The organism is Pantoea sp. USMM079, from assembly GCF_037153115.1.
GTDB classification, from domain to species: domain Bacteria; phylum Pseudomonadota; class Gammaproteobacteria; order Enterobacterales; family Enterobacteriaceae; genus Pantoea; species Pantoea communis.
Map to the genome: position 1 here is coordinate 33,774 of NZ_JBBCKX010000019.1, position 24,346 is coordinate 58,119.

Sequence of the window (24,346 nt, forward strand, 5' to 3'; positions counted from 1 at the left end):
GGTCAAATCGCATAGCAGACACTCAACCTTCTGCGTGCTAAAATTGGGTATCATTGAATGAGGCAAAGACATGAATAAATCTGCATCATTAAGTGTTGCTAATCAGGTACGTGAACTGGCTAAAGTTCACCACGTAACGGCTGACCGTGATGGTATGAGTCGCATGGCTGTTGCAATTACTCGCCTGGCCGATGACATCGTAGAACTTGATGTCATCGAACAACTTCTGGTTAATCTGAAGAAAAAAGGCATTTTAACCAAGGCAGAAACGCTGGAGATGCAAGGCGACTATCTGCGTGAGAAAAGACAAATTAAACAGAATTTTTCTGCATGATTTTTGATCCTTTCGGCGACTATGAAACAGCGGGTTATTTACAGAATGCCTTAAATTTAAAAGATCCTGATGAAGTTAAAGCTTCTGAACATCTTTCATTCGAACTGAGTCTGGAAGATGCGCTGCTGTACCTATCAACGCTAAAACACGTAAAATATTCTTCCATACTTAAAGTTCACGAAATTCTTTTCGGTGACTTCTATCACTGGGCAGGAAAAGACCGAAACGAGTTAGTTCCTCACCTATCGATCTTTAAAGGCGCGCGTGAAGACGAACACTTTACGGTATTTGAATATCCACATCTTATTCAGCGTGCAGTGGAGTATGCGTTAAAGCTTGCCAGTGACAGGGACAAATTTCGTCAAAAGCCAGGAGAAGTGATGGGGCAGTTGGCTTTTGCTCACCCTTTCCTCGATGGTAACGGACGTACAATTTTGCTAACTTTCATGGAATTAAGCTTCCGTGCAGGTTTTTCTGTCGACTGGTCTAAAACAAAAAAAGATGATTACCTTCGCACATTGAGCAGAGAAATTCGTGAACCTGGGAAAGGACATCTGGATCGTTATCTCCAACCGTTCATTATCGAGATTCATAGCAGGGACGAATGGCCCTTAACCATCGGTAGTATTAAAGGCCTGGATGGATTGGATAAAGGGCAAATCAATTATAGCGACATTGACGATCCGCTAGTCAGGAAACATTATAAAAGCTACCAGTCACAACCTTTAGATAATAAATCTTAATGGCTGTTATTCATCCCCCAAACCAGTGCCTGTCTTGCATGGGCAATACGCGGTTGGCGCAGAGCGCTTGGTAACCAGATAAGGTGATAACGAATTTCCGTATCCCCCACTGGCGCGTCCAGCACCACCAACTCCCCTTGCGCGATTTGCGCCTGACATAAAAATGCCGGTATCACCGACCAGCCAAATCCGCCGCAGAGTAAACTTCGCAAACCACGTAAATCCTGCCCAACTACCGCAGGTAACAGCGTCTGGTATTTAATACGATTTTTATCCAGCCAGTGATCAATCAAAGAGAGTTTCAGGTCATAAGCCAGCAGAGGTTCTTTAATCAAATCCGCAGAAAAATCTGCGCTGTTGTGTAAGCGAGCCGCCACGACCGGTGCAGCAACAGCAACCACACGGTCTTGAAAAATCACTTCCCCCTTTAAACGTGGATCGGTCACCGGATGTGCCGTCACGCCGAGATCACAGTGCCCTTCAATCACCATCTGCGCAACGAGCGGACCATCACCGCTGTGCATATGCACGCGAATGCCGCTTTCAAGCAGAGGCAGCAATTCAGCCGATAATTTCTCCGCCATAAAATCAGCATGTCCAATGATCTGCAACGTTCCACTCACATCCATCGATCGGGCACGCGCCGATGATAAAGCGGACTCTGCGGTATCCAGAGAGTTGCCTATATCAGCGGCCAAATCGTCGGCAGCGGCCGTTGGCATCACGCCATGGGCCTGACGCTCAAACAGCGGTCGACCCACTGCGACTTCCAGGCCGCTAATGTGTTGCGAAACCGCAGGCTGCGTCAGATTCAGTGCGCGCGCCGCACCGGAAATTGAGCGCTGGCGATACACTTCCATAAACGTTCGTAAGCGAACCAGTGACATAGTGCCCCATAAATTATTTTATACCCCTGCCAAAATAGCCTTGTTAGCCGTCAAACACCAGCGCGAGTAAGCTGCCCACATCTTGAAACGCACGGGAAAAAATCATGTCACTTCAGCAAGAATTACTGCATGTGCTGCACACAATGAAACAGGCTCATCTGCAGAACGGACCTGCTAGCGCCGAACTTCGCCGCGATCGCTTATTACGCAGCGTGGCATTAATTCGCGAGAATCATGCCGCGTTTACTGCGGCTATCAGCGCCGATTTTGGTCATCGCAGTGCCTATCAAACCCAGGCGGCCGACCTGATGACCACCATCAATATGTTGCAGCACTCCGCTGAGCATCTGGAGCAGTGGATGCAGCCGGAAGTCGCCGAAGTCCCGGTTGCAGGTATGCAGGCGCGTATCGAACCGCAACCTTTAGGTGTCGTTGGCATTATCAGCCCATGGAATTTCCCGATTAACCTGGCATTTGGCCCGCTGGCCGGTGTGTTTGCTGCGGGCAACACTGCGATGCTGAAACCCTCTGAGCTGACACCCCACACCTCCGCATTACTGGCGGAGTTAGTGCCGCGTTACTTCGCCGCCGATGAACTCAGCGTGGTTCTGGGTGACGCCAGCGTGGGACAAGCGTTTAGCGCTCTGCCATTCGACCATCTGGTCTTCACCGGCAGCACCGCCGTCGGTAAGCATGTGATGCGTGCAGCGGCAGAGAATCTGGTGCCTGTTACGCTGGAACTGGGTGGAAAGTCGCCGGTGGTGATCGACGCAGATGCGGATGTGGTAATGGCGGTAGCCCGAACCTTGACTATAAAAACCTTTAACGCCGGGCAAATTTGTATCTCACCGGACTACCTGTTACTTCCGCATGCCGCTGAAGCGGAATTTATCACCGCGTCACAGCAATTCATGCAGCAGACGTACCCAACGCTACAAAGCAACGTGGATTACACCGCCATAATCAGTGCTCGTCATTATCAGAGATTGATCGGTCTGATCGAAGATGCCCGAGCTAAAGGTGCCAGGATCGTTAGCCTGGCCCCTGCGGGCGAGCCGGACTTTGATGCGCAAAGCCGCAAAATCGCGCCGCATTTGATCCTCAATGTCTCCGAAGAGATGGCAGTCATGCAGGAAGAGATTTTTGGCCCGCTGCTGCCGATCAAAAGCTACAGCGGAGAGGTAGAGGAAGCGATTCGCTATATCAATGCGCATCCACGTCCACTGGCCGCTTACTATTTTGGCCACGATGAACAGCGTCAAAAGCTAATGGCTCAGCACACCACTTCTGGCGCACTGGTGATAAATGATGTCATGACCCATGCTTCTCTCGACAGCCTGCCATTTGGTGGCGTGGGCGCATCCGGTATCGGCGCGTATCACGGGGTTCATGGATTCCGTCGTTTCAGCCACGCCAAGCCGATTGTGATCCAGGATGAGGCGGGCACCACAAATTTACGGCTGCGTGCGCCCTATCAGGACAAAAGCGCAGCATTGACTGCATTACTGAATAACCAACATTAATCGAGGACAGACAATGAAAATTTTGATGGTTCTGACATCACATGACGCGTTGGGCAACACCGGCAAAAAAACCGGGTTCTGGCTGGAAGAGTTCGCCGCACCCTACTTCGTGTTTAAAGATGCGGGCGCTGAGGTAGTGTTGGCTTCCCCGGCGGGTGGACAACCGCCGCTGGACCCAAAAAGTGATTTACCTGAATTTCAGACTGCTATGACCGAACGTTTCAAATCTGATGCGGCGGCACAGCAGGCGCTGGCCAATACCGTGAAGCTGGCAGGCATCGATCAGCAGGATTTCGATACCGTCTTTTATCCTGGCGGCCACGGTCCCTTGTGGGATCTGGCGGAGTCAGCAGACTCCATCCAGTTGATCGAATCTTTTGACCGTGCGAATAAGCCGATGGGTTTTGTCTGCCATGCACCCGGCGCGTTGCGTCATGTTAAAGCTGCGAGCGGCGCCCCGTTAATTCAGGGTAAGCAGGTCACCGGCTTTACCAATAGCGAAGAAGCAGCCGTTGAGCTGACCAACGTGGTGCCTTTCCTGATTGAGGATGAGTTCATCAAACTGGGCGCGCATTATCAAAAAGGCGCGGACTGGGCACCGTTTGTCGTACAAGACGGTCATTTGATCACCGGGCAAAATCCGGCCAGCTCAGAAGATGTGGCGAAAGCGCTGCTGCTGCAACTGGCAGCACAACAGCCTTAATCGCGTTAAAGCGCATCACTGCTCTGGCGGTGATGTGCCCTCGTCTTATTAACCCTCCCATTAATGAATATTGCTCATAGGTGCTAGTAGACTGGCGCACCTAATCAATCCCTTCTTCCTTTGTTAAGCTACTTCACAACCCCTTTTCCATCACTGTAATTAAGCCCTGGCACCGCACAGGTCCTTTCCTTTGCTCATAAAAAGACACTATGGATATCAAAACTGCAACGCATCCTCCGGATATGAAAACCGGCATCGCTTTTATTGTCATTCTCAGCGCGTTGATGGCATTTACCTCGCTCTCAACCGACGTCTATCTACCGGCGATGCCCGCGATGTCAGCCGCGTTACACGGCGATTCGGAACTGACGGTCACCGGATTCCTGATTGGCTTTGCCATCGCACAGCTAATCTGGGGCCCGATTAGCGATCAACTCGGCCGCAAAACACCGCTATATATCGGGATGATTATTTTTGCTGTCGGCTCAGCGGGATGCGCACTCTCCAGCGACATGCCTCAGATTGTCTTCTGGCGTGTCATTCAGGCCGCTGGCGCCTGCACCGGCCCGATGCTGGCGCGTGCCATGATCCGTGACCTTTTCAGCCGCACGCGCGCTGCGCAGATGCTATCGACGCTGATCATTGTTATGGCAATTGCACCTATCGCGGGGCCATTAATGGGTGGGCAAATCATTCGTTACTCGCAATGGCCGGTGATTTTCTGGTTTCTGGCGTTAGTCGGCGCATTGATGTTCATATCACTGCTCTGGCTTCCTGAAACACTGCCGGCAGAAAAACGGGTAACGGCGTCACCTCGGCAAATAATGGGTAATTATCGCACCCTGCTGCAAAATAAAAACTTTATGCGTTTTACCTTATGCGTGACTTTTTATTACGTTGCTGCTTACGCCTTTATTGTCGGTTCGCCTGCGGTGTATATCAGCTATTTCGGCATCGATCCGCAACATTATGGTTGGCTGTTCGCCATTAATATCCCTGGACTGGTGACGGTCAGCACCGTCAATAAACGTTTAGTGCAAAAGGTACGGCTTGAGACGCTGCTGAAATCCGCCTCTTTTATCGCCGCACTGATGACTTTCGTGATGTGTTTTGTACTGAAAACGCATCCGGCAGCATTGGCGGGATTGGTCATCTGTATCTTCATTTTCTTCTCGATGAACGGGATTATTGCAGCTTCAGCCACCGCGGCCGCGCTGGATGCCGTGCCGAATGCCACCGGTTCAGCCTCCGCGCTAATAGGTTCATTGCAATACGGTAGTGGGATTGTTTCCTCACTGCTGCTGGCAGGGCTTAACAACGGTACGCCCTGGATTATGGTGAGCATTATGACGGTATTCACCCTGCTCAGTTTTCTTAGCACGCTTGGCGGAGGAAAAGCCCAGCCAAAAATGGCAGAAATTTAACGCTGAAGTGAAATGTTAAATATGGCATTAAACATTTGGTGCGGTGCGTTCAGCATGCAATTGCTAAATCTAAAATAGTCGGTAACGTCGTGGCTTCATCTGCTAATAAAAATAAGCGAGCTTAATTAATGAGCAACATCCAGTCTTCATTCCTTTCTTACACCGTGGACAACGAGACATTTGAAGGTTATTTAGTTTACCAGGCTGATAATAACACTGCTCAACCGGGCATTGTTATTGCGCCCAATTGGATGGGGGCCACCACTGATGCTGCTGAACAAGCCAAAGCCATTGCCGCCCACGGCTATGTGGTGCTGGTAGCTGACCTGTACGGTCAGGGTCAACGCCCCACTAACGGCGAAGAAGCGGGTGCGATGATGATGGCAGTGAAAGACACCCCCGCCGAAGTGGCGCGCATGATGGCGGCGCTCAGCGCATTGCGCACGCAAACTACGGCTCCCGTTAATGCGGATAAGGTAGCGGCTATCGGTTTCTGCTTCGGCGGCCACTGCGCGCTGGAGCTGGCACGCAGCGGCGCGGATATCAAAGCGGCCGCCTCTTTCCACGGTACGCTGGATACCCAGGGCGCTTATGACAGTCATACTATTCAGGCTTCACTGCTGGTACTGGACGGCGCGGCCGATCCCCTGGTGCCGCGCGAGCAGTTAGCCGCCTTCGCGAATGAGATGAACAGCAAGGGCGTTGACTGGCAGCTGGTGAGCTTTGCCGGTGCGGTGCACTCCTTCACCGATCCGAAAGCCGATAATGCTGGCGTATCGCAGTATCATCCGGAAGTGACGCAGCGTGCCTTCAAACGCCTGTATCAATTGCTGGATGAAGTGTTTTAAACCTTAGCTTTCTCTAACCAGCGGCACATTAAAAATGAGCCGCTGGTGCAGAGAATGGCTGGCACCAGATAGCTGTGATCCATCCCCGTAAACTCCAGCAGCAATGCGACCGCGGTCAAGGGCATTTGCATTGACGCTGCTAAAAAAGCGGTTCCCCCAATCAGGGCGAAACTCCCGCTATGACCTCCCGGAACCAGATGCTGCCAGACGGCACAAAGAATCAGGCTGAACAATGCGCCAATCGTTAACCCTGGCGTCAGTAATCCCCCCTCTACGCCGCTGCGCAGCACCGCCAAAATGACCAGCATCTTGAGAATGACCAGGCTAATAAACAACGCCATGGGCATTGCACCGTCCAGCGCCAGTTGCATCGGACCTTTACCGTTACCAGGAAGTTGCGGGAAGATCACACTCAGTCCGCTAAGTAAAGCAAACGACAACAGGCAAAACAGCGGCATTTGCAGTGAGTTTTTTACCTTACTCCGCGCCCGCTGCGTGAGCTTGCGAAACAGCATCGCCGCCGCCCCTTGAATGGGGCCACAAATGATCGCCCAGGCAATGATAGATGCAGGTGCCGCGCCGACTAAAAAGTGATATTGCACTTCATTGCCGAGTCCTAAAGTGGCGACACCCGCAGCAATGGCTGAGGTGATTAACGCTGCGACGGCACATTCCCAACGAAAGGTGACCAGCAACACCTCAAGTAATGGGATGGACTACCTCTTCCCTCTGCGCTTAACTGAACATAATTCATCCAGCAGGAGTGTGACTATGAACATCGCATTTATGGGCATCGACCTGGCAAAAAATGTTTTCCAGCTTTGCGGACTGAATCAGGCAGGCAAGCCGGTATATACCCGGCGTGTTGAGCGCAAAATTTTACTTCAGACGCTGGTCAATATACCCGCCTGCCTGATTGGTATTGAAGCATGCACGGGAGCATTTTACTGGCAGAGGGAATTTGAAAAACTGGGACATAAAGTGAAAATCATCAGTCCCCAGTATGTTAAGCCTTTTATTCGCGGACAGAAAAACGATGGCAATGATGCACAGGCCATCGCGGTCGCACTGACGCAACCAACAATGCAATTTGTCCCCCCGAAAAGCCCGGAACAGCAGGATATTCAGGCGTTACATCGGGCCAGACAACGTATAGTTAATCTCCGTAATGCAACAATCTGCCAGATACAAGGGCTTTTACTTGATCGCGGCATCTCAATTGGTACGGCGATGTCCAGAGCCCGCCGTGCTGTTCCGCTGATACTTGAAGATGGTGAAAATGGATTAAGCATAAGAATGCGAAAGACAATTGCTGAACTTTATGAGCTTTTCATCGATCTTGAGAAACGGATCAATTTTTTTGATAAGGAGATCGAAATTGTGTTCAGGCAATCAGCAGAATGTCAGAGCAAAGCCAAAGCTAAAAGGATCGGCCCGAAAAGGGCTACAGCTGTTGTTGCTGCGATCGGTAATGGTCACGAATTTAAAAACGGCCGTCATTTTGCGGCATGGCTTGGACTTGTCCCGCGGCAGCATTCGGGCGGAGACAGACAGGTGCTGATGAAGATCACCAAGAAAGGCGATAAGCATTTAAGAGCACTTTTAATTCACGGAGCCCGCTCAGTTGTCCGGGTAGCAACAAATAACAATGATGGTTCTCTAAACCAATGGGTTAATCAGTTAAAAGAACGACGGGGTTCCAATAAGACTACTGTCGCGGTGGCAAACAAAAACGCCCGGATTATCTGGTCGATCCTACGGCATGAAACTGAATATCAATCTGCATTGAATTAAGGCTTTCCTGATGAAAGTTGCAGCGTACTGAAAAGGGTAACAGGTTGCACCTGCACAGTCGGAACCTGATTTTTATACTGGTCCCTGAGACCGCCCAGGTGTTGAGGCGACTGTGTGCGGATTTCCCATTTGGGCACAGGCATATTCCTGATGCCGGATAGATGTTAGCAACAACCTAAACCTGAAACAGTGCTTGCAAAACAGAGGTAGTCCATAGATGTAAAAAGTGCACCCGCCAGCGGCACATTATAGACCGCCGCGAGTCCAGCCCCAGCTCCGCAGGCAATCAACACTTTGCGTGCATCGGCATCGAGGCCTAATACACCCTGGCTCAACAGGCGTCAGCCTTTGGCTAGCGGTTCTACTGCCGGACGTTTCAGCGCCGTCCGGCATCACTTTGATACATCTACGCATTTACCCTGCGGCTCTTCTGCGATATATACACTTCTGACCAATGTAACCCTCAGTTTAGGATGCAGAAATGTTCGTTAAGCACTATGACGTTGATGAAAACCATATTGATTTCCAGGGCGTGGTAGATGGCCTTTATTATCCGTTCTATATGGAATGGACTCGCCATGCATTTATGCGAGAAGCGCTCGGGATAGATATTGAAGAAGAGTTCAAACAGGGCAAACTGTACATGGTTCTTGAATACTCTTTGCGCTTTCGTAAGAGCCTGGTAAAAGGTGACAATGTCGAAGTGACATGCGCGCTGGAGAAAAATGAAAAGCGTAACCGGGTGAATTTCGTCCAACAAATAAAGGTCAATGACGTGGTTTACGCCGATGCGACTTTTGTCGCCACCTGTCTCAGTAATGGACGCCCTTCTATGCCTGAAGCCGTGTTGAATGCCCTGGCACCCTAGTGAATCAAGGGTGACTTATCACCCTTGAAAGCAGCTTCTCACTCAAAAATAGCGCCTGCTGGTGAGAACACATTTTATGTGCGACCACCTCTTCAGCTGCTGCTTATTCAACCCTGCCATTCACGAACTAAGGTCTTAATCAGCTCACCCGCAGGCATTTCACGTGCCAGCGCTGCACCCTGCCCAGCCCACTGCGCGCCAAAGCCGTGGTGCTGTTTCGCCGCAGCGGCAGCGGCAAGCGCTTTGCCCAGCGCATAGGTCAATGGATAATCCGGTACATCACTGGTGGCGAAGTCACGACTAAAATCGCAGAAATCATTGCGTAGACAGCGCGCCTGACGTCCAGAAATCGCAGCAGTAAGTTCGGTGCCGGTTGCACTGGCCTGTTTCATTGCCGCGCGATACGCCGCGTTTGCCGCCGATTCCGGGCATAACACAAAGGCGGTACCCAACTGCACACCGTTTGCGCCCAGTTGCAACATGGCAGCGATACCTGAACCCTCCATGATGCCACCCGCCGCAATCACCGGATGCGAAGTTTGCTGACGGATCGCCTGCACCAGGGTGAAGGTCGACATTTGATGGTCGAAAGCCTGAGGATCAAAATGCCCGCGATGCCCGCCTGCTTCAATCCCCTGCGCCACGATGAAATCAATGCCGCTGCGCGCGATGGTCAATGCTTCTGCCACACTGGTCGCGGTGGCCAGCAACACGATCCCACGTTCCTTGAGTCGTTGAATCACTGCCGCGGAAGGGATGCCAAAATGAAAGCTCACTGCTGCCGGCGCCGCCTGCTCAATCACGCTGAGCATCGCGTCATTATTCAGGAAGGTTTGATAGATCTCCGAGAGAGCCGAAGGTAACTCGGCTTCATAACGCGCAAACAATGGCGCAAAGCGATTAATCCACGCCTGCTCGCGTTCAACGTCGCGTACCGCTGGCGCATGGCAAAAGAGGTTGACGTTGATGGGGCCTCGGGTGAGCGCCTGCGTTTGCGCGATCATCACAGCTGCCTGTTCGGGAGTAGAGGCCCCCACACCGATAGAACCTAGCGCACCGGCATTGGTGACGGCGGCGGCCATTTCAGGGGTGGAGACGCCCGCCATCGGTGCCTGAATAAGCGGGTATTGCAGCTGAAGCGCCTGACACAGGGCGTTCGTCATGTTGCTATTCCTTTGATTTTGCAGTTGGGCAAACCTAAACTCCCCTTCTGCGGCAGAGAAATCAACCCCAAATGCAGGCCAGGAACCTCAACAGCACAGCGTGCAACGTAGAACGGTAAACCAAACGAGGGAATGAGACTAAATCGCAGGAGATAAACAGAGAGGGCAAGTTGCGCCCTCTGGAGAGTTAATAATTGAATTTGCGTTTCTCTTCATCTTTTGCATTGGGCGCGGCAATTAAATTCCACAGCGCTTTGCCGAGACGCAACAGGCTTTTACCCGGTTTGATGTAGGAATTTTCAATGATGCCATTACTTACCGCGCAGAATATCACATCAATTTTCTTCACACTTCCTTTGGCGCGATGCCTTCCATATGCCTTATGCGGGAGTGCCGTGCGCGCTATCAGATTACAGGTTGACCCTTTCATTTCAGCCTCACAGTATATCCGTGAATTCGTAAGGGAATAATTGCATCAGCACGCAATGCTGGTCAACCTGACAGCAGAGTGGAAATAATATAAAAATTCACATCAATATAATATTTATCACCCACCACCAGACAAATACCAATATTATCAACGATATAATTTATTAACAATTCATTCATATCCTTTTCTTATTTTTGTGAAATGGGACATGATTGATGTTTTTCTTTATACCGAATCTCACGCTTTGAAATTCAGATAAGCGGTGAAAATAATAAAGCCCACCCCGCATTGATAGCGTGTGGGCTTTACATCAAAAAAGTGAGGATTATTGAATTAATCTCTCAACATCCCGCCGTCGTTTGCGATAATCGGCGGGCGTTTCACCATACTGTTTTCGGAACCAGGAAATAAGATGTGAAGCATCAGAAAAACCGCATGATTTCGCGACACTGTTAATACTCACATTACTGCTGGTCATTAATTTTCGCGCATGCTCCAGCCGCATTTTGCGCCAGTGAACAGCCGCGGTATCACCGGTGCTGTGTAAAAATGCCTGGTTCAGCTGACGAAGGTTAATCTGCATGGCATGCGTCAGGGTTTGCAACGGCTCAGGCGAAGACAGATGCTGCTGCATGTACGCAACGGTGCGCTTCACCAGCTCATCATCATAGTTTTTTAGCTCCCCGCCCATGCTGGAGCGTGCTGTGCTGCTTTGCCGCTTTTTACTCTCTTCCACCAGCAAGTACTTCTGCACTTTCTTCGCCCGCAATTCACCACAATGCTGCAGGATGATATCCATGGCCAAATCGCGCGCGGTGCCAACCGGACAGGAAATTATCCCGCCGTCACTCAGATAGGTTTGATCGATCACCGGCGTCACCGAAGGGAAGCGCTGACGAAATTCATCGCGCGTCGTAAAGTGAATCGCACACTTCTTGCCTTCCAGCAAACCCGCCTGAGCAGCCATAAAAGTGGCGCTGCACAGGGTAATAATGGGGATACGCCGCGCCTGAAGTGACCGCATCGCTTCCAGCAGCCACGCAGGCGAATCGCGCGTCTCATCAAGCAGGCCACCGGCAAACACCACGTAATCCCACTGATCGTCCAGGTTAAAAGGCGCGGTTGGCGTAATCTGCAAGCCACAGCTGGATGTTACAGGCTGATTGTCACAGCTCATCCACTCCCACTGACAGAAAATCTGACGACTGAGAAAAGACACATCCGCCGCAAAGCGGATGGGTTCGATCAGTTCTGACACGCAGTGCAGCGTGAACTTGTTGATCAGCACAAAGCCGATGCGAATGTCAGGCCGCAGCGGCAATGCCGGTTCGTCAGTGGCTGGATTCGGATAATTGTCCATCTCCACTGCACCTTACCGTGAAAACACCACGGTGCGATTTTCATACAGGAACACTCTGCGCTCGGCATAACACGAGACCGCATGTGCCAGCGTTAAGCGCTCGATATCGCGCCCTTTATCCACCAGATCGTCAGCGTAATCGGCATGACTCACCACCTCGACTTTTTGGCTGATAATTGGCCCTTCATCGAGATCTTCATTGATGAAGTGCGCGGTGGCCCCCACCAGTTTTACGCCCTTGTCATAGGCCTGATGATAAGGCCTGGCCCCTTTGAATCCGGGTAACAAGGAGTGATGGATGTTGATGGCACGACCCGACAGCTTCTGACACATCTCCGCCGACATCACCTGCATGTAACGCGCCAGCACTACCAGTTCCGCCCCCGTCTCCTGTACCACCTGCCAGATTTGTTGCTCCTGTTCCGCACGATTCGCCGCAGATACCGGGAAATAGTGGTAAGGCAAACCATGCCAGGCCACGATGGGCTCCAGCAGCGGATGGTTAGAGATCACCGCTTTGATATCGATGGCCAACTTACCGGCGCGATGGCGATATAACAGATCGTTGAGACAGTGATCGGTTTTCGACACCATGATCACCACCGGCACTTTATAGCCGGGTTCGGTGAGTTCGAACGACATGGCGAAGTCAGCCGCGCGCGTGCTGAATTCATCACGAAATGCCGCCGCATCAAAGTTGTCGGTCTGCGGTTCAAATACAGTGCGGATGAAAAATCGCTGCGCACATTTGTCATCAAAGCTGTGTTGCTCATTAATGTAACAACGCTGTTCTTTCAGAAAGCGCGTGACTACGTCCACGCTGCCCAGTTTACTCGGGCATTGGGCGGTCAAAATCCAGTTGGCATTACTACGACTCATAAAAGACCCTCACATCATTGGCAACTGAGCCGAATGGCGGTGACCTGCAGGCCACCGCGTAAAATTGACGACGATGTCCTATCAGGACAGCACGCTAATGCCATATTCCGCGCCGGCATCCAGTAGCCAGCGATAGCTGTAGTCCGCAAAACTGCGGCGCACCACCAGCTCCCAACGATCTTCTGTTGGGCGACGCAGGATCACCGTGATGGTGGCAAAGCAGGTCATCACACCTTTACCTACCGGGAAATTCTGCGGATGAACGTCATACACCACCGATTTTTTCAGCAGATTGATCGCCTGTTCACCGCGCAACTCCAGCAAGGTTTGCCCGCCGCCAATGTTCACAATTGCGTAGTGCGCATCGCCGAGCGCAGCGCGTAACTGCTGCTCAATCGCATACTCTTCACCCTGCGGCACAATCAGCAGCCACTCGTCCGGTGACATCCACTGCGCGCTGTATGCACCGGCTTGCGTCAGGGATAAAGGCTGCGCGGGCAGAGAGAGCTGCAATACGGCACGCAGCGCTTTATCCAGCTCGATAGCCGATCCGCGCAGCGTCAGATGACCGAGGTCAGCGCGCTCGCGCAATGTGATATCCGAGGCGCCCGCTAGCGTGGGAACACCCGTTTTGATATAGCTCCACACCAGTGGAGATTCGCCCATCCCCGGCGTCACAGGATGTGCATTAAAGAGGTTGGCAGTGAGGGTCTCAGACATTCTGGCGCTCTCCTTTTGGATCGATAAACACGGAGCTAACAATTTTGGCTTCAGTGAATTGACCGTCTGAACTGGCGAGCCAGACGGTTTCGCCCATGCGGTGATGTCCGCGTGTCACCACGGCCATGGCAAAGCCGCTGTCCAGCGTCGGGCTGTAGTAACTGGAGGTGACGTGGCCATACATCGGCACAGGCACCGCGTGCTGCGGATCGAACACCACCTGCGCCCCCTCTTCCAGCACCACTTTAGGATCTTTCGGTAACAGCCCCACCAGCTGTTTACGATCCTCGCGCAGCACATCGGATCGGGTGTGCGATCGTTTGCCGATCCACGAGAACGGTTTGTCGTTGCCCACACACCACTCCATGCCGAGATCGTGCGGTGTCATTGATCCGTCGGTGTCCTGACCGCCAATAATGAACCCCTTCTCCGCACGCAATACGTGCATGGTTTCTGTCCCATAAGGGGTGAGGTTGTATTTCTTGCCGTGCGCGAACAGTACTTGCCAGACATGCAACGCATAGTTGGCTTGCACGTTGATTTCATACGCCAGTTCGCCGGTGAACGAGATGCGGAACACGCGAGCCGGGACATCCGCCACCTTGCCTTCACGCCAGTCCATAAACTTAAAGCTGTCTCGCGCTAAATCGATATCGCTGAACTCCGCCAGCAGATCGCGGGCTTTAGGCCCGGTGACAGTGATGGTGGCCCAGTGATCGGTGACCGAGTTGAAGTAAACCTGCAGTTCCGGCCATTCGGTTTGGTGCCAGAGTTCCAGCCACTCCAGCACGGTGGCGGCATTGCCGGTGCTGGTGGTCATCAGGAAGTGATTCTGGCCAAGGCAGCTGGTGGTGCCGTCATCAAACACCATGCCATCGTCGCGACACATCAGGCCGTAGCGCACACGGCCCACCGGCAGTTTGGCCCACTTATTGGTGTAGACGCGTTCGAGGAATTCACGCGCATCCGGCCCCTGAATATCGATTTTGCCGAGGGTTGAGGCATCGAGTACGCCAACGCTTTCTCGCACTGCGCGACATTCGCGCACCACCGCCTGGTGCATCGTCTCCAGTTGGCCATTGACGCGCTGCGGGAAGTACCATGGGCGCTTCCACTGCCCAACATCTTCGAACATCGCGCCCTTTTCCACGTGCCACTGATGCAGCGCGGTATAGCGCTCCGGCTGGAACAGCTCGTTGCAGTGGCGTCCGGTCACTGCGCCAAAGGCCACAGGCGTATAGTTGGGGCGGAACATGGTGGTGCCAACGTCAGGAATGCTGCGGTTCAATACCCGCGCCGCAATTGCCAGACCATTGATGTTGCCGAGTTTGCCCTGATCGGTGCCGAAACCCATGACAGTGTAACGTTTGATATGTTCAATCGATTCAAAGCCTTCACGCGTAGCCAGCTCAATGGAAGCGGCCGTTACGTCATTCTGCAAATCGACAAACTGTTTCGGTGCGCGCATGGTGGTTTTCATGTGCGGTACCTGGTACAGCGCCTGCGCCGGGCCATCACGACGCGCCCGTGTTTGCGGCAGCGCCATCGGTTGCGGTGTGCCTCCGGTTTCTTCAGCGGCACGTTTTCCCGCCTCGAAACCGCTGCTGAGCACGTCTGGCAAGCTATAGATGCCCTGCGCGCCTCCCACTACCATCATCCCTTTTACCTGCGGCGCCACAAAACCGAGGATATCGTCACGCCACTGCGGGCGCCCGCCAGTATGTGATGCGAGATGGATGACCGGACTGTAGCCACCCGAGCTGGCGACGGTGTCGCACACCAGACGCGTGGCGCTACCAACCACCACAAAGCTCTCACTGTTGATGCGGGCGATATCGACACTGCGCACGCGCGTTGCGCCCTGCGCTTCAATCACCGCGCTGCCGGTCATGATGGTGATGCCTTTGAGACGCGCCTGTTTCACCAACTCGCCGTCCGGACTCGGACGCGCATCAGCAATTGCCACCACTTCACACCCGCTATCCAGCCAGTCCAGCGCGGCACGGTAGCCGTCATCATTGCTGGTGGAGACCACCAGTTTGTTGCCTGGCACGACGCCATAGCGATGGATATAGGTGGAAACGGCACCCGCCAGATAGTTACCGGGAATATCGTTGCCGCTGTACACCAATGGACGCTCATGCGCACCGGTGGCCAGCACTACCCGTCCGGCACGTACCCGGTGCATACGTTGACGCGCCTGTTTGTGCCCCTTGATAACTGGCGCGGTGATCGACAGGTGATCGGTGCGACGCTCTAGCAGCGTGATAAAGTTGTGATCGTGATAGCCGTTGGCGGTGGTTTTTGCCAGCAGCTGCACGTTGTCCAGCGCCTGCAAGGTTTGCAGCACATCGCGGGCCCACAGCGCAGCGCCTTTCTCATCAATGATTTCACGGCTGTCGAGCAGGCTGCCGCCCATCTCTTCCTGCTCATCCACCAGAATCACGCGGACGCCACTGCGCCCTGCGGCCAGCGCCGCAGCCAGTCCGGCTGGACCAGCACCAATCACCAGCACATCGCAGTGCTGATTGAAGTGATCATAAATATCGGGATCGGCGACAGTTGGGCTACGGCCCAGACCGGCCCCTTTACGAATATATTTTTCGTAGGTTTTCCACATCGACGCCGGCTGTTTAAAGGTTTTGTAGTAGAAACCTGGCGGCATAAAACGCCCACCGATTTTGCCTACCACGCCCATCAGATCGCGATCGACGTTCGGCCAGCCGTTGGTGCTGGCGGCTTCCAGCCCCTGGTAGAGCGCTTGTTGGGTAGCACGCACGTTGGGGATCTGCTCCTGTTCCGCGCCACCGAGCTGTACCACGGCATTCGGCTCCTCCGCGCCAGCCGCAACGATGCCGCGTGGACGGGAGTATTTGAAGCTGCGATTGACCACATCAATGCCGTTGGCGATCAGTGCTGATGCCAGGGTGTCACCAACGAAACCTTCCAGCGTTTTGCCATTAAAGGTGAAAGTGATTTTACGGCTGCGATCGATGCGACCGCCCTGTTTGAGGCGATTGACCTGGCTCATGATGCGCCTCCGGCCTGCACTTTCACGTTCTCGTTGGCGGCTTCTCGTGCTTCCTGCCGCACCGGTAATGTCACCACTTCTGCCTGCACATTTTTGCCCGGCTGCTCACCGATTTTGTAGGTTTCCAGGATCTCGTAGGTCACGGTATTGCGCGTGATATTAAAGAATTTTCGGCAACCCACCGCGTGCACCCAGAGTTCGTGATGCACGCCGCGTGGATTATCACGGAAGAACAAATAGTCGCCCCACTCTTCGTCACTGCAAGCTTCCGGATCCTTAGGGCGCGCCAGATGTGCCGGGCCTTTGGCATGAAACTCTTCTTCTTCGCGATGCTCCTGGCACCACGGACAATAAATATGAAACATGTTGTCTTTCTCCCGAACAATAATCAGTGCGCAACGGCCGCAGCGCCGTGCTCATCCACCAGAGCGCCGGTGTGGAAACGGTCAATAGAGAACGGTGCCGCCAGAGGGTGCATTTCACGTTTAGCCAGACTGGCGGCAAACACGTGCGCCGATCCCGGTGTCGCTTTAAAGCCGCCGGTGCCCCAGCCACAGTTGAAATAGAGGCCGTTCACCTTGGTTTTCGAGATGATCGGACTGGCATCTGGCGTGGTATCTACAATGCCGCCCCATTGGCGGTTCATGCGCACGCGCGAGAAGGCCGGGAACATCTCAACAATCGCCTGCAGGGTGTGTTCAATAATCGGATAGCTGCCGCGCTGGCCGTAACCGGTGTAACCATCAATGCCCGCACCAATCACCAGATCGCCTTTATCGGACTGGCTGATGTAACCGTGTACGTGGTTCGACATCACCACCGTGTTGACCACCGGTTTGAGCGGTTCGGAGACCAGCGCCTGCAAAGGATGTGATTCCAGCGGCAGTTTGATACCGGCCATATTGGCCAGCACGCCCGAGTTACCCGCCACCACGCAGCCCACCGTCTTCGCTTCGATATCACCGCGATTGGTATGCACGCCATAAATCTGGCCATCACGGATCATCAGGCCGGTGACTTCGGTCTGTTGCAGGATATCCACACCATGCGCATCTGCGCCGCGAGCAAAGCCCCACGCCACCGCATCATGACGCGCCACACCGCCGCGCGGTTGCCATGAAGCGCCCATGATTGGGAAACGTGCACGAGCAGAGCAATCCAGTAGCGGTTCAAGATCCTGTACGCCGCGAGTGTCGAGGACTTCACCGTCGATGCCATTCAGGCGGTTGGCGTTGACGCGTCGCTGGATATCACGCATGTCCTGCAGAGTGTGTCCGAGATTCAACACGCCACGCTGCGAGAACATCACGTTGTAGTTCAGCTCCTGAGTCAGCCCTTCCCACAATTTCACGGAGTGCTCGAACAGTGCGGCAGCTTCATCCCACAGATAATTTGAGCGCACGATGGTGGTATTGCGCGCGGTGTTTCCGCCGCCCAGCCAGCCTTTCTCGATCACGGCTACATTGCGGATACCAAACTCTTTTGCCAGGTAATAAGCCGTCCCTAAGCCATGTCCGCCCCCGCCGATGATGATCACGTCGTAGGACTTTTTCGGCGTGGGATTGCGCCACATACGCTGCCAGTTTTCATGATAACTCAGTCCGTGGCTAATCAGCCCGAAACCAGAAAAACGTTGCATACTCGTCTCCTAAAACTCCCGGCCTGAGCCGGGAAAAATGGTCAGGCAATGGCTTTTTTGGCGATAGCCTGCGGTGAATGTTCGCCATACACCGGATGTCTGGCACACAGCTCTGATACGTTGAAACGCACCCAGGCTTCGATGTTGTCGCTGTTCTGTTTCAACGCCAGCACATCAAGGATGTCGCAAATCCAGCCCGCCAGGGTTTCGCACTCTTTCTCGCCAAAGCCGCGCGTGGTCACCGCTGGCGTGCCGATGCGTAAACCAGAAGTGACAAACGGGCTTTGTGGATCGTTGGGCACGGAATTTTTATTCACGGTGATATGCGCGCGGCCCAGGGCAGCATCGGCCTCTTTGCCGGTGATCTCCTGACCAATCAGCGAGACCAGGAACAGATGGTTATCGGTACCACCTGACACCACGTCGTAACCGCGTTTGATGAACACTTTCGCCATGGTTTTGGCGTTATCGATCACTTTGGCCTGGTAGTGAATGAAGTCCTGCTCCATCGCCTCACGGAAGGCCATCGCTTTAGCGGCAATCACGTGCATCAACGGGCCGCCCTGCTGGCCGGGGAACACCGCAGAGTTGAGTTTTTTGTAAAGCGCTTCATCACCGTTCGCTGAAAGAATCAGGCCACCGCGCGGACCGCGCAGGGTTTTATGCGTAGTGGTGGTCACCACATGTGCATGCGGCAACGGATTGGGATAACAGCGCGCAGCGACCAGACCGGCGACGTGCGCCATATCCACCATCAGCCAGGCGCCAACGCTATCGGCGATTTCGCGGAAGCGTTTCCAGTCAACAATGCGCGAGTAAGCGGAGAAACCGGCCACAATCAGTTTCGGCTGGTGCTCTTTTGCCAGGCGCTCCACTTCCTGATAATCAATCTCACCGGTTTCGGCATTCAAACCGTATTGCACGGCGTTGTAGTGCTTACCGGAGACATTCGGTGCGGCGCCATGGGTTAAGTGACCGCCGTGCGCCAGGCTCATGCCGAGAATGGTGTCGCCGGGTTTGATCAACGCCATAAACACCGCGGCGTTCGCCTGAGCACCGGAATGGGGCTGCACGTTGGCGTAATCCGCACCAAACAGCAGGCAGGCGCGTTCAATCGCTAAACGTTCGATGGTGTCGACATGTTCGCAGCCGCCGTAGTAGCGTTTCCCCGGATAGCCTTCAGCATATTTGTTGGTGAGCTGGCTGCCCTGCAGCGACATGACCTGGGAGCTGGCATAATTTTCCGAGGCGATTAATTCGATGTGTGTTTCCTGTCGCACCAGCTCACCCACTACGGCGGCAAACAGTTGTGGATCGGGACTGTTCAAATCATTTGCATTCATTGCTACACCCTCATCATCAGGATTAGTGGCCAAATTCAGTACGTTTTCACACTACTGAATATCGCCGGGTGCAAGCTTGAACGTTTGCGACATTTAATATGACAAAATCGCGACAACCCTTATTTATCAATAATTTAATATTTGAAGGTGATTTGTATTGTTTGAGGTGCATCACGATTGGATAAGAAAATGTGATGTCTGAATGGAAATGCTTAAATCGGGTGGGAGGAAAAAATTAAGTAAATCAGTGGGTAATCATTTTGTGCAGCAACAATGAAATAACGAGAGCGCTGAAATCAACGCCCTTCAATTGCACTATCAATATGAATAAAGAATGGATCGACATGCTGCTGATCGCGCAATGCGGCCTGCTTGCGTGCCAGGCTGGGAGGATAACCAAAGGCATCGCGGAAATGGCGGGAAAAATGCGCGGTATCGGAGAAGCCACAGCGCTCGCCAATTTCTGTCACTGTTTTCGCGCTGTACAGCAGTAGCCAAAGACCATAACGCAGTCGTAAGTCACGTGCGAAGCGTTGTGGACTGACACCCAGCTCATCTTTGAATTTACGCTCAATATTGCGTCGCGAGGTATTGAGGCGTTGCGCGAGTTGCTCAACCGAAATCACCTCGCCCATATGTTGGGAGATCACATCAACGGCACTGCGCACCATGCGATCTTTTATTTTTTCGAAGATCACCGGTTGCGGCTGCGGATGATGCGTGGTGCGCGCTTCATCAATCAGCATGATATGCAGACTTTTTATCGCCCATGCGCGGCCCAGATGGCGTTCAATCAGATGCGCGGCAACATCCGCCGCCGCCACGCCACCGGCACAGGTAATCAGCTTGCCTTCATCGACAAAGATGCGATCGGCTACCGGGGTGATATCGGGAAAACGCCGCTGTAAATCACCATGGTGATACCAGCTGACACAACACTCTTTTCCCTTCATGACGCCAGCCTGAATCAATGCAAAGACACCGGTACATAAGCCGACCAATGGCGTGCCAAACTGCGCGGCAAGGCGAATATAATCCAGCGCGCGATGATCGGTTTTGTCCTTCTCATCCTGCACCCCGCCAATCACCACGATGTAGTCAAAATGTTCCGGGTTCTTGAGGGCTTCACAGGGCGAGATCACCGCGCCACAGCTTGAAGTCGCTTCACTGCCAGAGCTGGACATAAACGTCCAGCTACAGCGCAGCTGACGGCTGCGATCGCCTTCATCGGCGGCGAGACGCAGGCAATCCACAAAAGCCGCAAACGGTAGCAGCGTAAAGCGGTTCAGCAGGACGAAACCGACCGACAGCGGCGTTGCCTGTTCATTGGGTTTGTTACGGGAAGTCATGGCAAGATCCTCGTTCCATCATTGCGATGCCGCCGCAAATGCACCCGGCGTAATGCCAAAATGGGCGCGGAATTTCTTGATGAAGTGGCTCTGGTCGAAGAAGCCCACTTCACTGGCGGTGTGCGCGGCATCGAAGCCTTGTGACAGCAGTCGTTTTGCCCGCATCAGGCGAATCTGCGTAAGGTATTGATGTACCGACAAGCCAGTCAGCTTCTGGAAGGTGCGCATAAAATGGTATTCGCTTAGCCCGGCGACGGCGGCGATTTCACTGACCGCCAGCGGCTGATGGTAATCGCTGTGCAGAAAATCGATCGCCTGCCGAATATCGGCGCGTAACGCATGCCGCTCACCGCCTTTTAACGTGCGTTCGCCGTGTTGACGGATTAACGCGCTCAGTACCTGAAACAGCGCACACTCTTTTTCCACTGCGTCCGGACTTTCTTGCATTACGGCGGAAGCCTGCAACATCTGCTGCGCCAGCAACGGATCATACCGCATCCCTTCCGCACCAAAATTGAGTTCACCTTTGCCGCCGATTTGTGACTCCGCGATCTCATTAACCAGTGTGGCGGAAGGATAAAACGCGCAGTAATCCCAGCCTTCCTCACGCTGGACCGCTTCACCGGTGTGCACTTCTCCCGGCAGAATCACCATCACCGTGCCAGCGGCGGCAATCCCCTGTTGACGGCAAATACGGGTACGTTGTGCCCCTCGGGCAAACGCCGCGATCACAAATTCGTCGTGGAAGTGTGGCGGATAACTGTGCTCGTAGCAGCGTGCACGCAGGATTTCCATACCGCCGTGCATACCACGGTCACGCCACAATTTGATGTCATCACGTTTTTCCTGCATCACAAATCCTTCGCTGATGTACTCCGGGAGCAGGATTTTACTATAGCCTTGCGCATCGTGGCTTAAAATTGGTGCATCTGTTGAGAAGGTTTTGGAAAATTGTCATGTCGTTGAATAGTCACACCCTGCCGAAACACAGCGATTCACTGAGTTTTCGCGCGGGTTTTATCGCCTGTTTACCTACCGTGCCCGGTTACCTGAGCATCGGTTTTGCGGCGGGTGCCATTGGCACGCTGGCCGGTTTCTCCGTATTGCAAACCGCGCTGCTGGCGACGCTGCTCTACACCGGTTCGGCGCAGTTCTTATTTTATTCGCTATGGGCAGCAGGCGCGGAAATGACCTCGGTGGTGCTTAGCGTGATGCTGGTTAATCTGCGCTATTTGCTGATGAGTTCAGCGATTAGCGTGTTCTTCCGTGGCCAAAGTGGCTGGCAGAAAGTCGTCAGCGGCCTGCTGCTCACCGATGAGACCTTCGGCGTCGCGGTACAGCACGGCAGCCAGCACGGCAAAATCGCCTTTGCCTGGATGTTTGGTCTTAACCTGCCCGCCTGGCTGAACTGGATTATTGCCTGTGTGATTGGCGCTTATGCCGCATCTGCCGTCCCTGAATCGCTGATGGCCGGATTGAGTTTTAGTCTGGTATCGATGTTTATCGGGCTGATTCTAATGACGTGGTTTGCCAGCCGCCGCAAATGGCTGGAGACGCTGGCGATTGTGGTTGCGGTGCTGGTGACCTATTTTTCTGCGGGACATCTGGATCTCAGCATAGTGGTGATCATCGCCGCCTCGATTGCCGCCAGTCTGGCCACGCTGCTGTTACGCATGAAATACAAGGAGGGGAAATAACATGGAGCGTAATGTCCTGATGACCATTGTGGTTGCCGCGCTGATCACAGCGGTGATGCGCGTTGGCCCGATTCTGCTGCTTTCCCGCTTCCGACTCGCCCCGCTGGCGCAACAGTGGCTGAGCTTTATCCCGGCGGGCATTATGGCGGCCATTGTCACGGCCGAGTTGATCGAAAAGCCGGCGTTAACCGCTTCAGGTTTGAGTTTATCGTTACTGGCAGCGCTGATTGCGGCGATCACCGGCATCGTCACGCGCGGTTTGTTTGCCACCGTGCTGGCTGGCATGGTGGCATATACTGCGCTGCGTTATGGGTTTGGTTTGTAACGTGTAGCATCGGGTGCGGGATTAACACCGCCCCCATTTTATTACCCCACCTCTGGTGCCGGTGTCCGCTTGCCCTTCAACATATTTCTCAACGCCGGTTCAAGATATTTGGTGATAAACCAGGCCAGATAATACAGCCCGGTGGCGACCACTATTGGCATGAGCAACATGATCATCTCACTTTTAATGTGCACGTTGAGTTTTATCAGCATGGCAATCATGAGGTTTTCGTGTATCAGATAAAACGCGTAACTGGCAAAACCTATCGCGGTGAAGAATCGAAGTGATAACAGACGCTCAAGCTGTTTAGAATAAAAACTGGCAATGAAGAACAACATCACTATCAGCAGCGGGATCACCGTCAGCACCCCGGCATTCTTGACGTAATAGCTGAAATTAATCAGCATGGCAAAAGCCACAACCGCATAATGAAAGCCTTTGTCACGGCCATGCATTCTTTCATATACCAGGCAGCCGATCATAAACCACGCGTAGTGAATAAAACCAAACTTAGCAATAATATCAATGAAAATGGGATGACCTAAAGATTTTAATACCGAGGAGGCGGACAGCAGTAACATGGGCACCAGCAAGCCCGGCAAGCAATATTTCCGTCCCAGGGTAAAATAGATGGCACCAATAATCAGATAGAATACCGCTTCAACGTACAGCGACCAAAATGAACCCGCCATCGATTTAAATTCAATACCGGTTATTTGTGTCAACGTTTCAGGATTAGTGAAGATCAGCCCAGGTAGCAGATTCCTGACATAGGGTGTCATAGCTGACCATTCCGGGAAAAACCCACCCACAGCATAGAGTAACAAACTGGCAATCAGCATTGCCGGAAACAGTCGCAGCCAGCGTTTTTTCAGGAAGCTGATATAGCTATCAGACTTATCCAGCGTCATAAATATGACAAAGCCGGAGATCATGAAAAACAACTCAACACCAAGCCAGCCGAAAGAAAAAACTGGAATATGTTGTGTGAGGTTTACATAGGGCAAGAGTTCTGGCCAACGTGCATACGCGTGGTAACCAATCACCATTAAGATGGCAAGACCGCGCATTCCGTCAAGATGCTTGATGCGTGCGTGCATAATTCCCTCAGGAAAGATGTCCGGATGTGTAAATTCAACTTAGCACTGACAATTATTTACTCACAATAAGACTTATTCTGATTAAATTATACACCGAATGCATTTAACTAATAGAATATACAATTAAACCTCACTTTAATTTGGACTTTCCAATTCAAAATAGAATGCGATTGAATGCACTAAATA

Annotated in this window: 23 protein-coding genes and 2 pseudogenes; 10 read left to right on the forward strand and 15 right to left on the reverse strand. The window is 52.9% G+C overall.

Annotated features, from left to right (window positions below; all coding sequences use genetic code 11):
* The first annotated feature begins 70 nt into the window (after nt 1-70).
* Entirely contained in the window at nt 71-334 is a 264-nt protein-coding gene (locus tag WFP70_RS19725) for a hypothetical protein (protein ID WP_058961386.1), read from the forward strand.
* Nucleotides 331-1,077: a Fic/DOC family protein gene (locus WFP70_RS19730; RefSeq protein ID WP_337024215.1), complete on the forward strand. Its 747-nt coding sequence runs from the start codon at nt 331-333 to the stop codon at nt 1,075-1,077. The genes WFP70_RS19725 and WFP70_RS19730 overlap by 4 nt, the downstream gene beginning before the upstream one ends.
* Here the strand turns inward: WFP70_RS19730 and WFP70_RS19735 are convergent.
* Nucleotides 1,074-1,964, reverse strand: coding sequence for a LysR family transcriptional regulator (locus WFP70_RS19735; protein WP_337024216.1), 891 nt, complete (start codon nt 1,962-1,964; stop codon nt 1,074-1,076). The two genes, WFP70_RS19730 and WFP70_RS19735, sit on opposite strands and share 4 nt — an antisense overlap.
* A 104-nt stretch (nt 1,965-2,068) precedes the next feature.
* Here WFP70_RS19735 and WFP70_RS19740 point away from each other — a divergent pair, with 104 nt between their 5' ends.
* The 4 genes from WFP70_RS19740 (at nt 2,069) to WFP70_RS19755 (ending at nt 6,462) form a co-directional block, all read left to right on the forward strand.
* Complete coding sequence (locus WFP70_RS19740) at nt 2,069-3,487, forward strand: coniferyl aldehyde dehydrogenase (RefSeq protein ID WP_337024217.1); 1,419 nt, start codon at nt 2,069-2,071, stop codon at nt 3,485-3,487.
* A gap of 13 nt (nt 3,488-3,500) precedes the next feature.
* Nucleotides 3,501-4,190, forward strand: coding sequence for a type 1 glutamine amidotransferase domain-containing protein (locus tag WFP70_RS19745; RefSeq protein ID WP_337024218.1), 690 nt, complete (start codon nt 3,501-3,503; stop codon nt 4,188-4,190).
* A gap of 209 nt (nt 4,191-4,399) precedes the next feature.
* Entirely contained in the window at nt 4,400-5,614 is a 1,215-nt protein-coding gene (locus WFP70_RS19750) for a multidrug effflux MFS transporter (RefSeq protein WP_337024219.1), read from the forward strand.
* 128 nt (nt 5,615-5,742) lie between these two features.
* Nucleotides 5,743-6,462, forward strand: coding sequence for a dienelactone hydrolase family protein (locus WFP70_RS19755; protein WP_337024220.1), 720 nt, complete (start codon nt 5,743-5,745; stop codon nt 6,460-6,462).
* Here the strand turns inward: WFP70_RS19755 and WFP70_RS19760 are convergent.
* Nucleotides 6,459-7,166: pseudogene (locus WFP70_RS19760) on the reverse strand (chloride channel protein); the annotation flags it as partial. The gene WFP70_RS19755 and the pseudogene WFP70_RS19760 sit on opposite strands and share 4 nt — an antisense overlap.
* Before the next feature lie 67 nt (nt 7,167-7,233).
* Here WFP70_RS19760 and WFP70_RS19765 point away from each other — a divergent pair.
* The gene (locus WFP70_RS19765; RefSeq protein WP_337024221.1) at nt 7,234-8,256 is read left to right on the forward strand and encodes an IS110 family transposase; all 1,023 of its coding nucleotides are present in this window, start codon (nt 7,234-7,236) and stop codon (nt 8,254-8,256) included.
* Between the two features lie 218 nt (nt 8,257-8,474).
* Here the strand turns inward: WFP70_RS19765 and WFP70_RS19770 are convergent.
* Nucleotides 8,475-8,576 (reverse strand): annotated as a pseudogene (locus tag WFP70_RS19770) (chloride channel protein); the annotation flags it as partial.
* A gap of 161 nt (nt 8,577-8,737) precedes the next feature.
* On the opposite strand from WFP70_RS19770, the gene WFP70_RS19775 reads away from it, so the two are divergent.
* Nucleotides 8,738-9,124, forward strand: coding sequence for an acyl-CoA thioesterase (locus WFP70_RS19775; RefSeq protein WP_200575098.1), 387 nt, complete (start codon nt 8,738-8,740; stop codon nt 9,122-9,124).
* Between the two features lie 107 nt (nt 9,125-9,231).
* Here WFP70_RS19775 and WFP70_RS19780 read toward each other — a convergent pair whose 3' ends face one another.
* The 11 genes from WFP70_RS19780 to WFP70_RS19830 all read right to left on the reverse strand — a co-directional run bounded on the left by WFP70_RS19780 (nt 9,232) and on the right by WFP70_RS19830 (nt 21,890).
* Nucleotides 9,232-10,287, reverse strand: a complete 1,056-nt coding sequence (locus tag WFP70_RS19780; protein WP_337024222.1) for an NAD(P)H-dependent flavin oxidoreductase — start codon at nt 10,285-10,287, stop codon at nt 9,232-9,234.
* A 187-nt stretch (nt 10,288-10,474) separates the two neighbouring features.
* Nucleotides 10,475-10,636 carry a hypothetical protein gene (locus tag WFP70_RS19785; protein WP_155287984.1) on the reverse strand — a complete coding sequence of 54 codons (162 nt, stop codon included), beginning with the start codon at nt 10,634-10,636 and terminating at the stop codon, nt 10,475-10,477.
* A 406-nt stretch (nt 10,637-11,042) separates the two neighbouring features.
* On the reverse strand, nt 11,043-12,077 hold the full coding sequence (locus WFP70_RS19790) for a GlxA family transcriptional regulator (RefSeq protein ID WP_337024223.1): 1,035 nt from the start codon (nt 12,075-12,077) through the stop codon (nt 11,043-11,045).
* Nucleotides 12,078-12,089: 12 nt separating this feature from the next.
* Nucleotides 12,090-12,956 carry a formyltetrahydrofolate deformylase gene (gene purU / locus WFP70_RS19795; RefSeq protein WP_160867568.1) on the reverse strand — a complete coding sequence of 289 codons (867 nt, stop codon included), beginning with the start codon at nt 12,954-12,956 and terminating at the stop codon, nt 12,090-12,092.
* An 81-nt stretch (nt 12,957-13,037) separates the two neighbouring features.
* Nucleotides 13,038-13,676, reverse strand: a complete 639-nt coding sequence (locus tag WFP70_RS19800) for a sarcosine oxidase subunit gamma (protein WP_337024224.1) — start codon at nt 13,674-13,676, stop codon at nt 13,038-13,040.
* Nucleotides 13,669-16,707: a sarcosine oxidase subunit alpha family protein gene (locus tag WFP70_RS19805; protein ID WP_337024225.1), complete on the reverse strand. Its 3,039-nt coding sequence runs from the start codon at nt 16,705-16,707 to the stop codon at nt 13,669-13,671. The genes WFP70_RS19800 and WFP70_RS19805 overlap by 8 nt, the downstream gene beginning before the upstream one ends.
* Nucleotides 16,704-17,072: a sarcosine oxidase subunit delta gene (locus WFP70_RS19810; protein WP_034824015.1), complete on the reverse strand. Its 369-nt coding sequence runs from the start codon at nt 17,070-17,072 to the stop codon at nt 16,704-16,706. The genes WFP70_RS19805 and WFP70_RS19810 overlap by 4 nt, the downstream gene beginning before the upstream one ends.
* A gap of 23 nt (nt 17,073-17,095) precedes the next feature.
* Nucleotides 17,096-18,346: a sarcosine oxidase subunit beta family protein gene (locus WFP70_RS19815; RefSeq protein ID WP_034824016.1), complete on the reverse strand. Its 1,251-nt coding sequence runs from the start codon at nt 18,344-18,346 to the stop codon at nt 17,096-17,098.
* A 41-nt stretch (nt 18,347-18,387) separates the two neighbouring features.
* On the reverse strand, nt 18,388-19,689 hold the full coding sequence (gene glyA / locus WFP70_RS19820; RefSeq protein WP_337024226.1) for a serine hydroxymethyltransferase: 1,302 nt from the start codon (nt 19,687-19,689) through the stop codon (nt 18,388-18,390).
* Nucleotides 19,690-19,985: 296 nt separating this feature from the next.
* A complete protein-coding gene (locus tag WFP70_RS19825) occupies nt 19,986-21,038 on the reverse strand; it encodes a GlxA family transcriptional regulator (protein WP_034824021.1) in 1,053 nt (350 codons plus the stop codon).
* Nucleotides 21,039-21,056: 18 nt separating this feature from the next.
* Nucleotides 21,057-21,890, reverse strand: coding sequence for a helix-turn-helix transcriptional regulator (locus tag WFP70_RS19830; protein ID WP_034824023.1), 834 nt, complete (start codon nt 21,888-21,890; stop codon nt 21,057-21,059).
* A gap of 104 nt (nt 21,891-21,994) precedes the next feature.
* On the opposite strand from WFP70_RS19830, the gene WFP70_RS19835 reads away from it, so the two are divergent.
* The gene (locus WFP70_RS19835; protein ID WP_337024227.1) at nt 21,995-22,735 is read left to right on the forward strand and encodes an AzlC family ABC transporter permease; all 741 of its coding nucleotides are present in this window, start codon (nt 21,995-21,997) and stop codon (nt 22,733-22,735) included.
* Nucleotide 22,736: 1 nt separating this feature from the next.
* Entirely contained in the window at nt 22,737-23,060 is a 324-nt protein-coding gene (locus tag WFP70_RS19840; RefSeq protein ID WP_034824025.1) for an AzlD domain-containing protein, read from the forward strand.
* 41 nt (nt 23,061-23,101) lie between these two features.
* Here WFP70_RS19840 and WFP70_RS19845 read toward each other — a convergent pair whose 3' ends face one another.
* A complete protein-coding gene (locus WFP70_RS19845; RefSeq protein ID WP_337024228.1) occupies nt 23,102-24,160 on the reverse strand; it encodes an acyltransferase family protein in 1,059 nt (352 codons plus the stop codon).
* Nucleotides 24,161-24,346 lie beyond the last annotated feature (186 nt).

What these genes read in the sequence shown, in the direction of transcription:
- WFP70_RS19825 (WP_034824021.1), bottom strand. Translation starts at nt 21,038, where the DNA reads ATGACTTCCCGTAACAAACCCAATGAACAGGCAACGCCGCTGTCGGTC.
- WFP70_RS19790 (WP_337024223.1), bottom strand. Translation starts at nt 12,077, where the DNA reads ATGGACAATTATCCGAATCCAGCCACTGACGAACCGGCATTGCCGCTG.
- WFP70_RS19845 (WP_337024228.1), bottom strand. Translation starts at nt 24,160, where the DNA reads ATGCACGCACGCATCAAGCATCTTGACGGAATGCGCGGTCTTGCCATC.
- WFP70_RS19740 (WP_337024217.1), top strand. Translation starts at nt 2,069, where the DNA reads ATGTCACTTCAGCAAGAATTACTGCATGTGCTGCACACAATGAAACAG.
- WFP70_RS19730 (WP_337024215.1), top strand. Translation starts at nt 331, where the DNA reads ATGATTTTTGATCCTTTCGGCGACTATGAAACAGCGGGTTATTTACAG.
- WFP70_RS19765 (WP_337024221.1), top strand. Translation starts at nt 7,234, where the DNA reads ATGAACATCGCATTTATGGGCATCGACCTGGCAAAAAATGTTTTCCAG.
- WFP70_RS19840 (WP_034824025.1), top strand. Translation starts at nt 22,737, where the DNA reads ATGGAGCGTAATGTCCTGATGACCATTGTGGTTGCCGCGCTGATCACA.
- WFP70_RS19830 (WP_034824023.1), bottom strand. Translation starts at nt 21,890, where the DNA reads ATGCAGGAAAAACGTGATGACATCAAATTGTGGCGTGACCGTGGTATG.
- WFP70_RS19815 (WP_034824016.1), bottom strand. Translation starts at nt 18,346, where the DNA reads ATGCAACGTTTTTCTGGTTTCGGGCTGATTAGCCACGGACTGAGTTAT.
- WFP70_RS19745 (WP_337024218.1), top strand. Translation starts at nt 3,501, where the DNA reads ATGAAAATTTTGATGGTTCTGACATCACATGACGCGTTGGGCAACACC.
- WFP70_RS19755 (WP_337024220.1), top strand. Translation starts at nt 5,743, where the DNA reads ATGAGCAACATCCAGTCTTCATTCCTTTCTTACACCGTGGACAACGAG.
- WFP70_RS19800 (WP_337024224.1), bottom strand. Translation starts at nt 13,676, where the DNA reads ATGTCTGAGACCCTCACTGCCAACCTCTTTAATGCACATCCTGTGACG.
- glyA (WP_337024226.1), bottom strand. Translation starts at nt 19,689, where the DNA reads ATGAATGCAAATGATTTGAACAGTCCCGATCCACAACTGTTTGCCGCC.
- WFP70_RS19725 (WP_058961386.1), top strand. Translation starts at nt 71, where the DNA reads ATGAATAAATCTGCATCATTAAGTGTTGCTAATCAGGTACGTGAACTG.
- WFP70_RS19780 (WP_337024222.1), bottom strand. Translation starts at nt 10,287, where the DNA reads ATGACGAACGCCCTGTGTCAGGCGCTTCAGCTGCAATACCCGCTTATT.
- WFP70_RS19805 (WP_337024225.1), bottom strand. Translation starts at nt 16,707, where the DNA reads ATGAGCCAGGTCAATCGCCTCAAACAGGGCGGTCGCATCGATCGCAGC.
- purU (WP_160867568.1), bottom strand. Translation starts at nt 12,956, where the DNA reads ATGAGTCGTAGTAATGCCAACTGGATTTTGACCGCCCAATGCCCGAGT.
- WFP70_RS19835 (WP_337024227.1), top strand. Translation starts at nt 21,995, where the DNA reads ATGTCGTTGAATAGTCACACCCTGCCGAAACACAGCGATTCACTGAGT.
- WFP70_RS19735 (WP_337024216.1), bottom strand. Translation starts at nt 1,964, where the DNA reads ATGTCACTGGTTCGCTTACGAACGTTTATGGAAGTGTATCGCCAGCGC.
- WFP70_RS19775 (WP_200575098.1), top strand. Translation starts at nt 8,738, where the DNA reads ATGTTCGTTAAGCACTATGACGTTGATGAAAACCATATTGATTTCCAG.
- WFP70_RS19750 (WP_337024219.1), top strand. Translation starts at nt 4,400, where the DNA reads ATGGATATCAAAACTGCAACGCATCCTCCGGATATGAAAACCGGCATC.
- WFP70_RS19810 (WP_034824015.1), bottom strand. Translation starts at nt 17,072, where the DNA reads ATGTTTCATATTTATTGTCCGTGGTGCCAGGAGCATCGCGAAGAAGAA.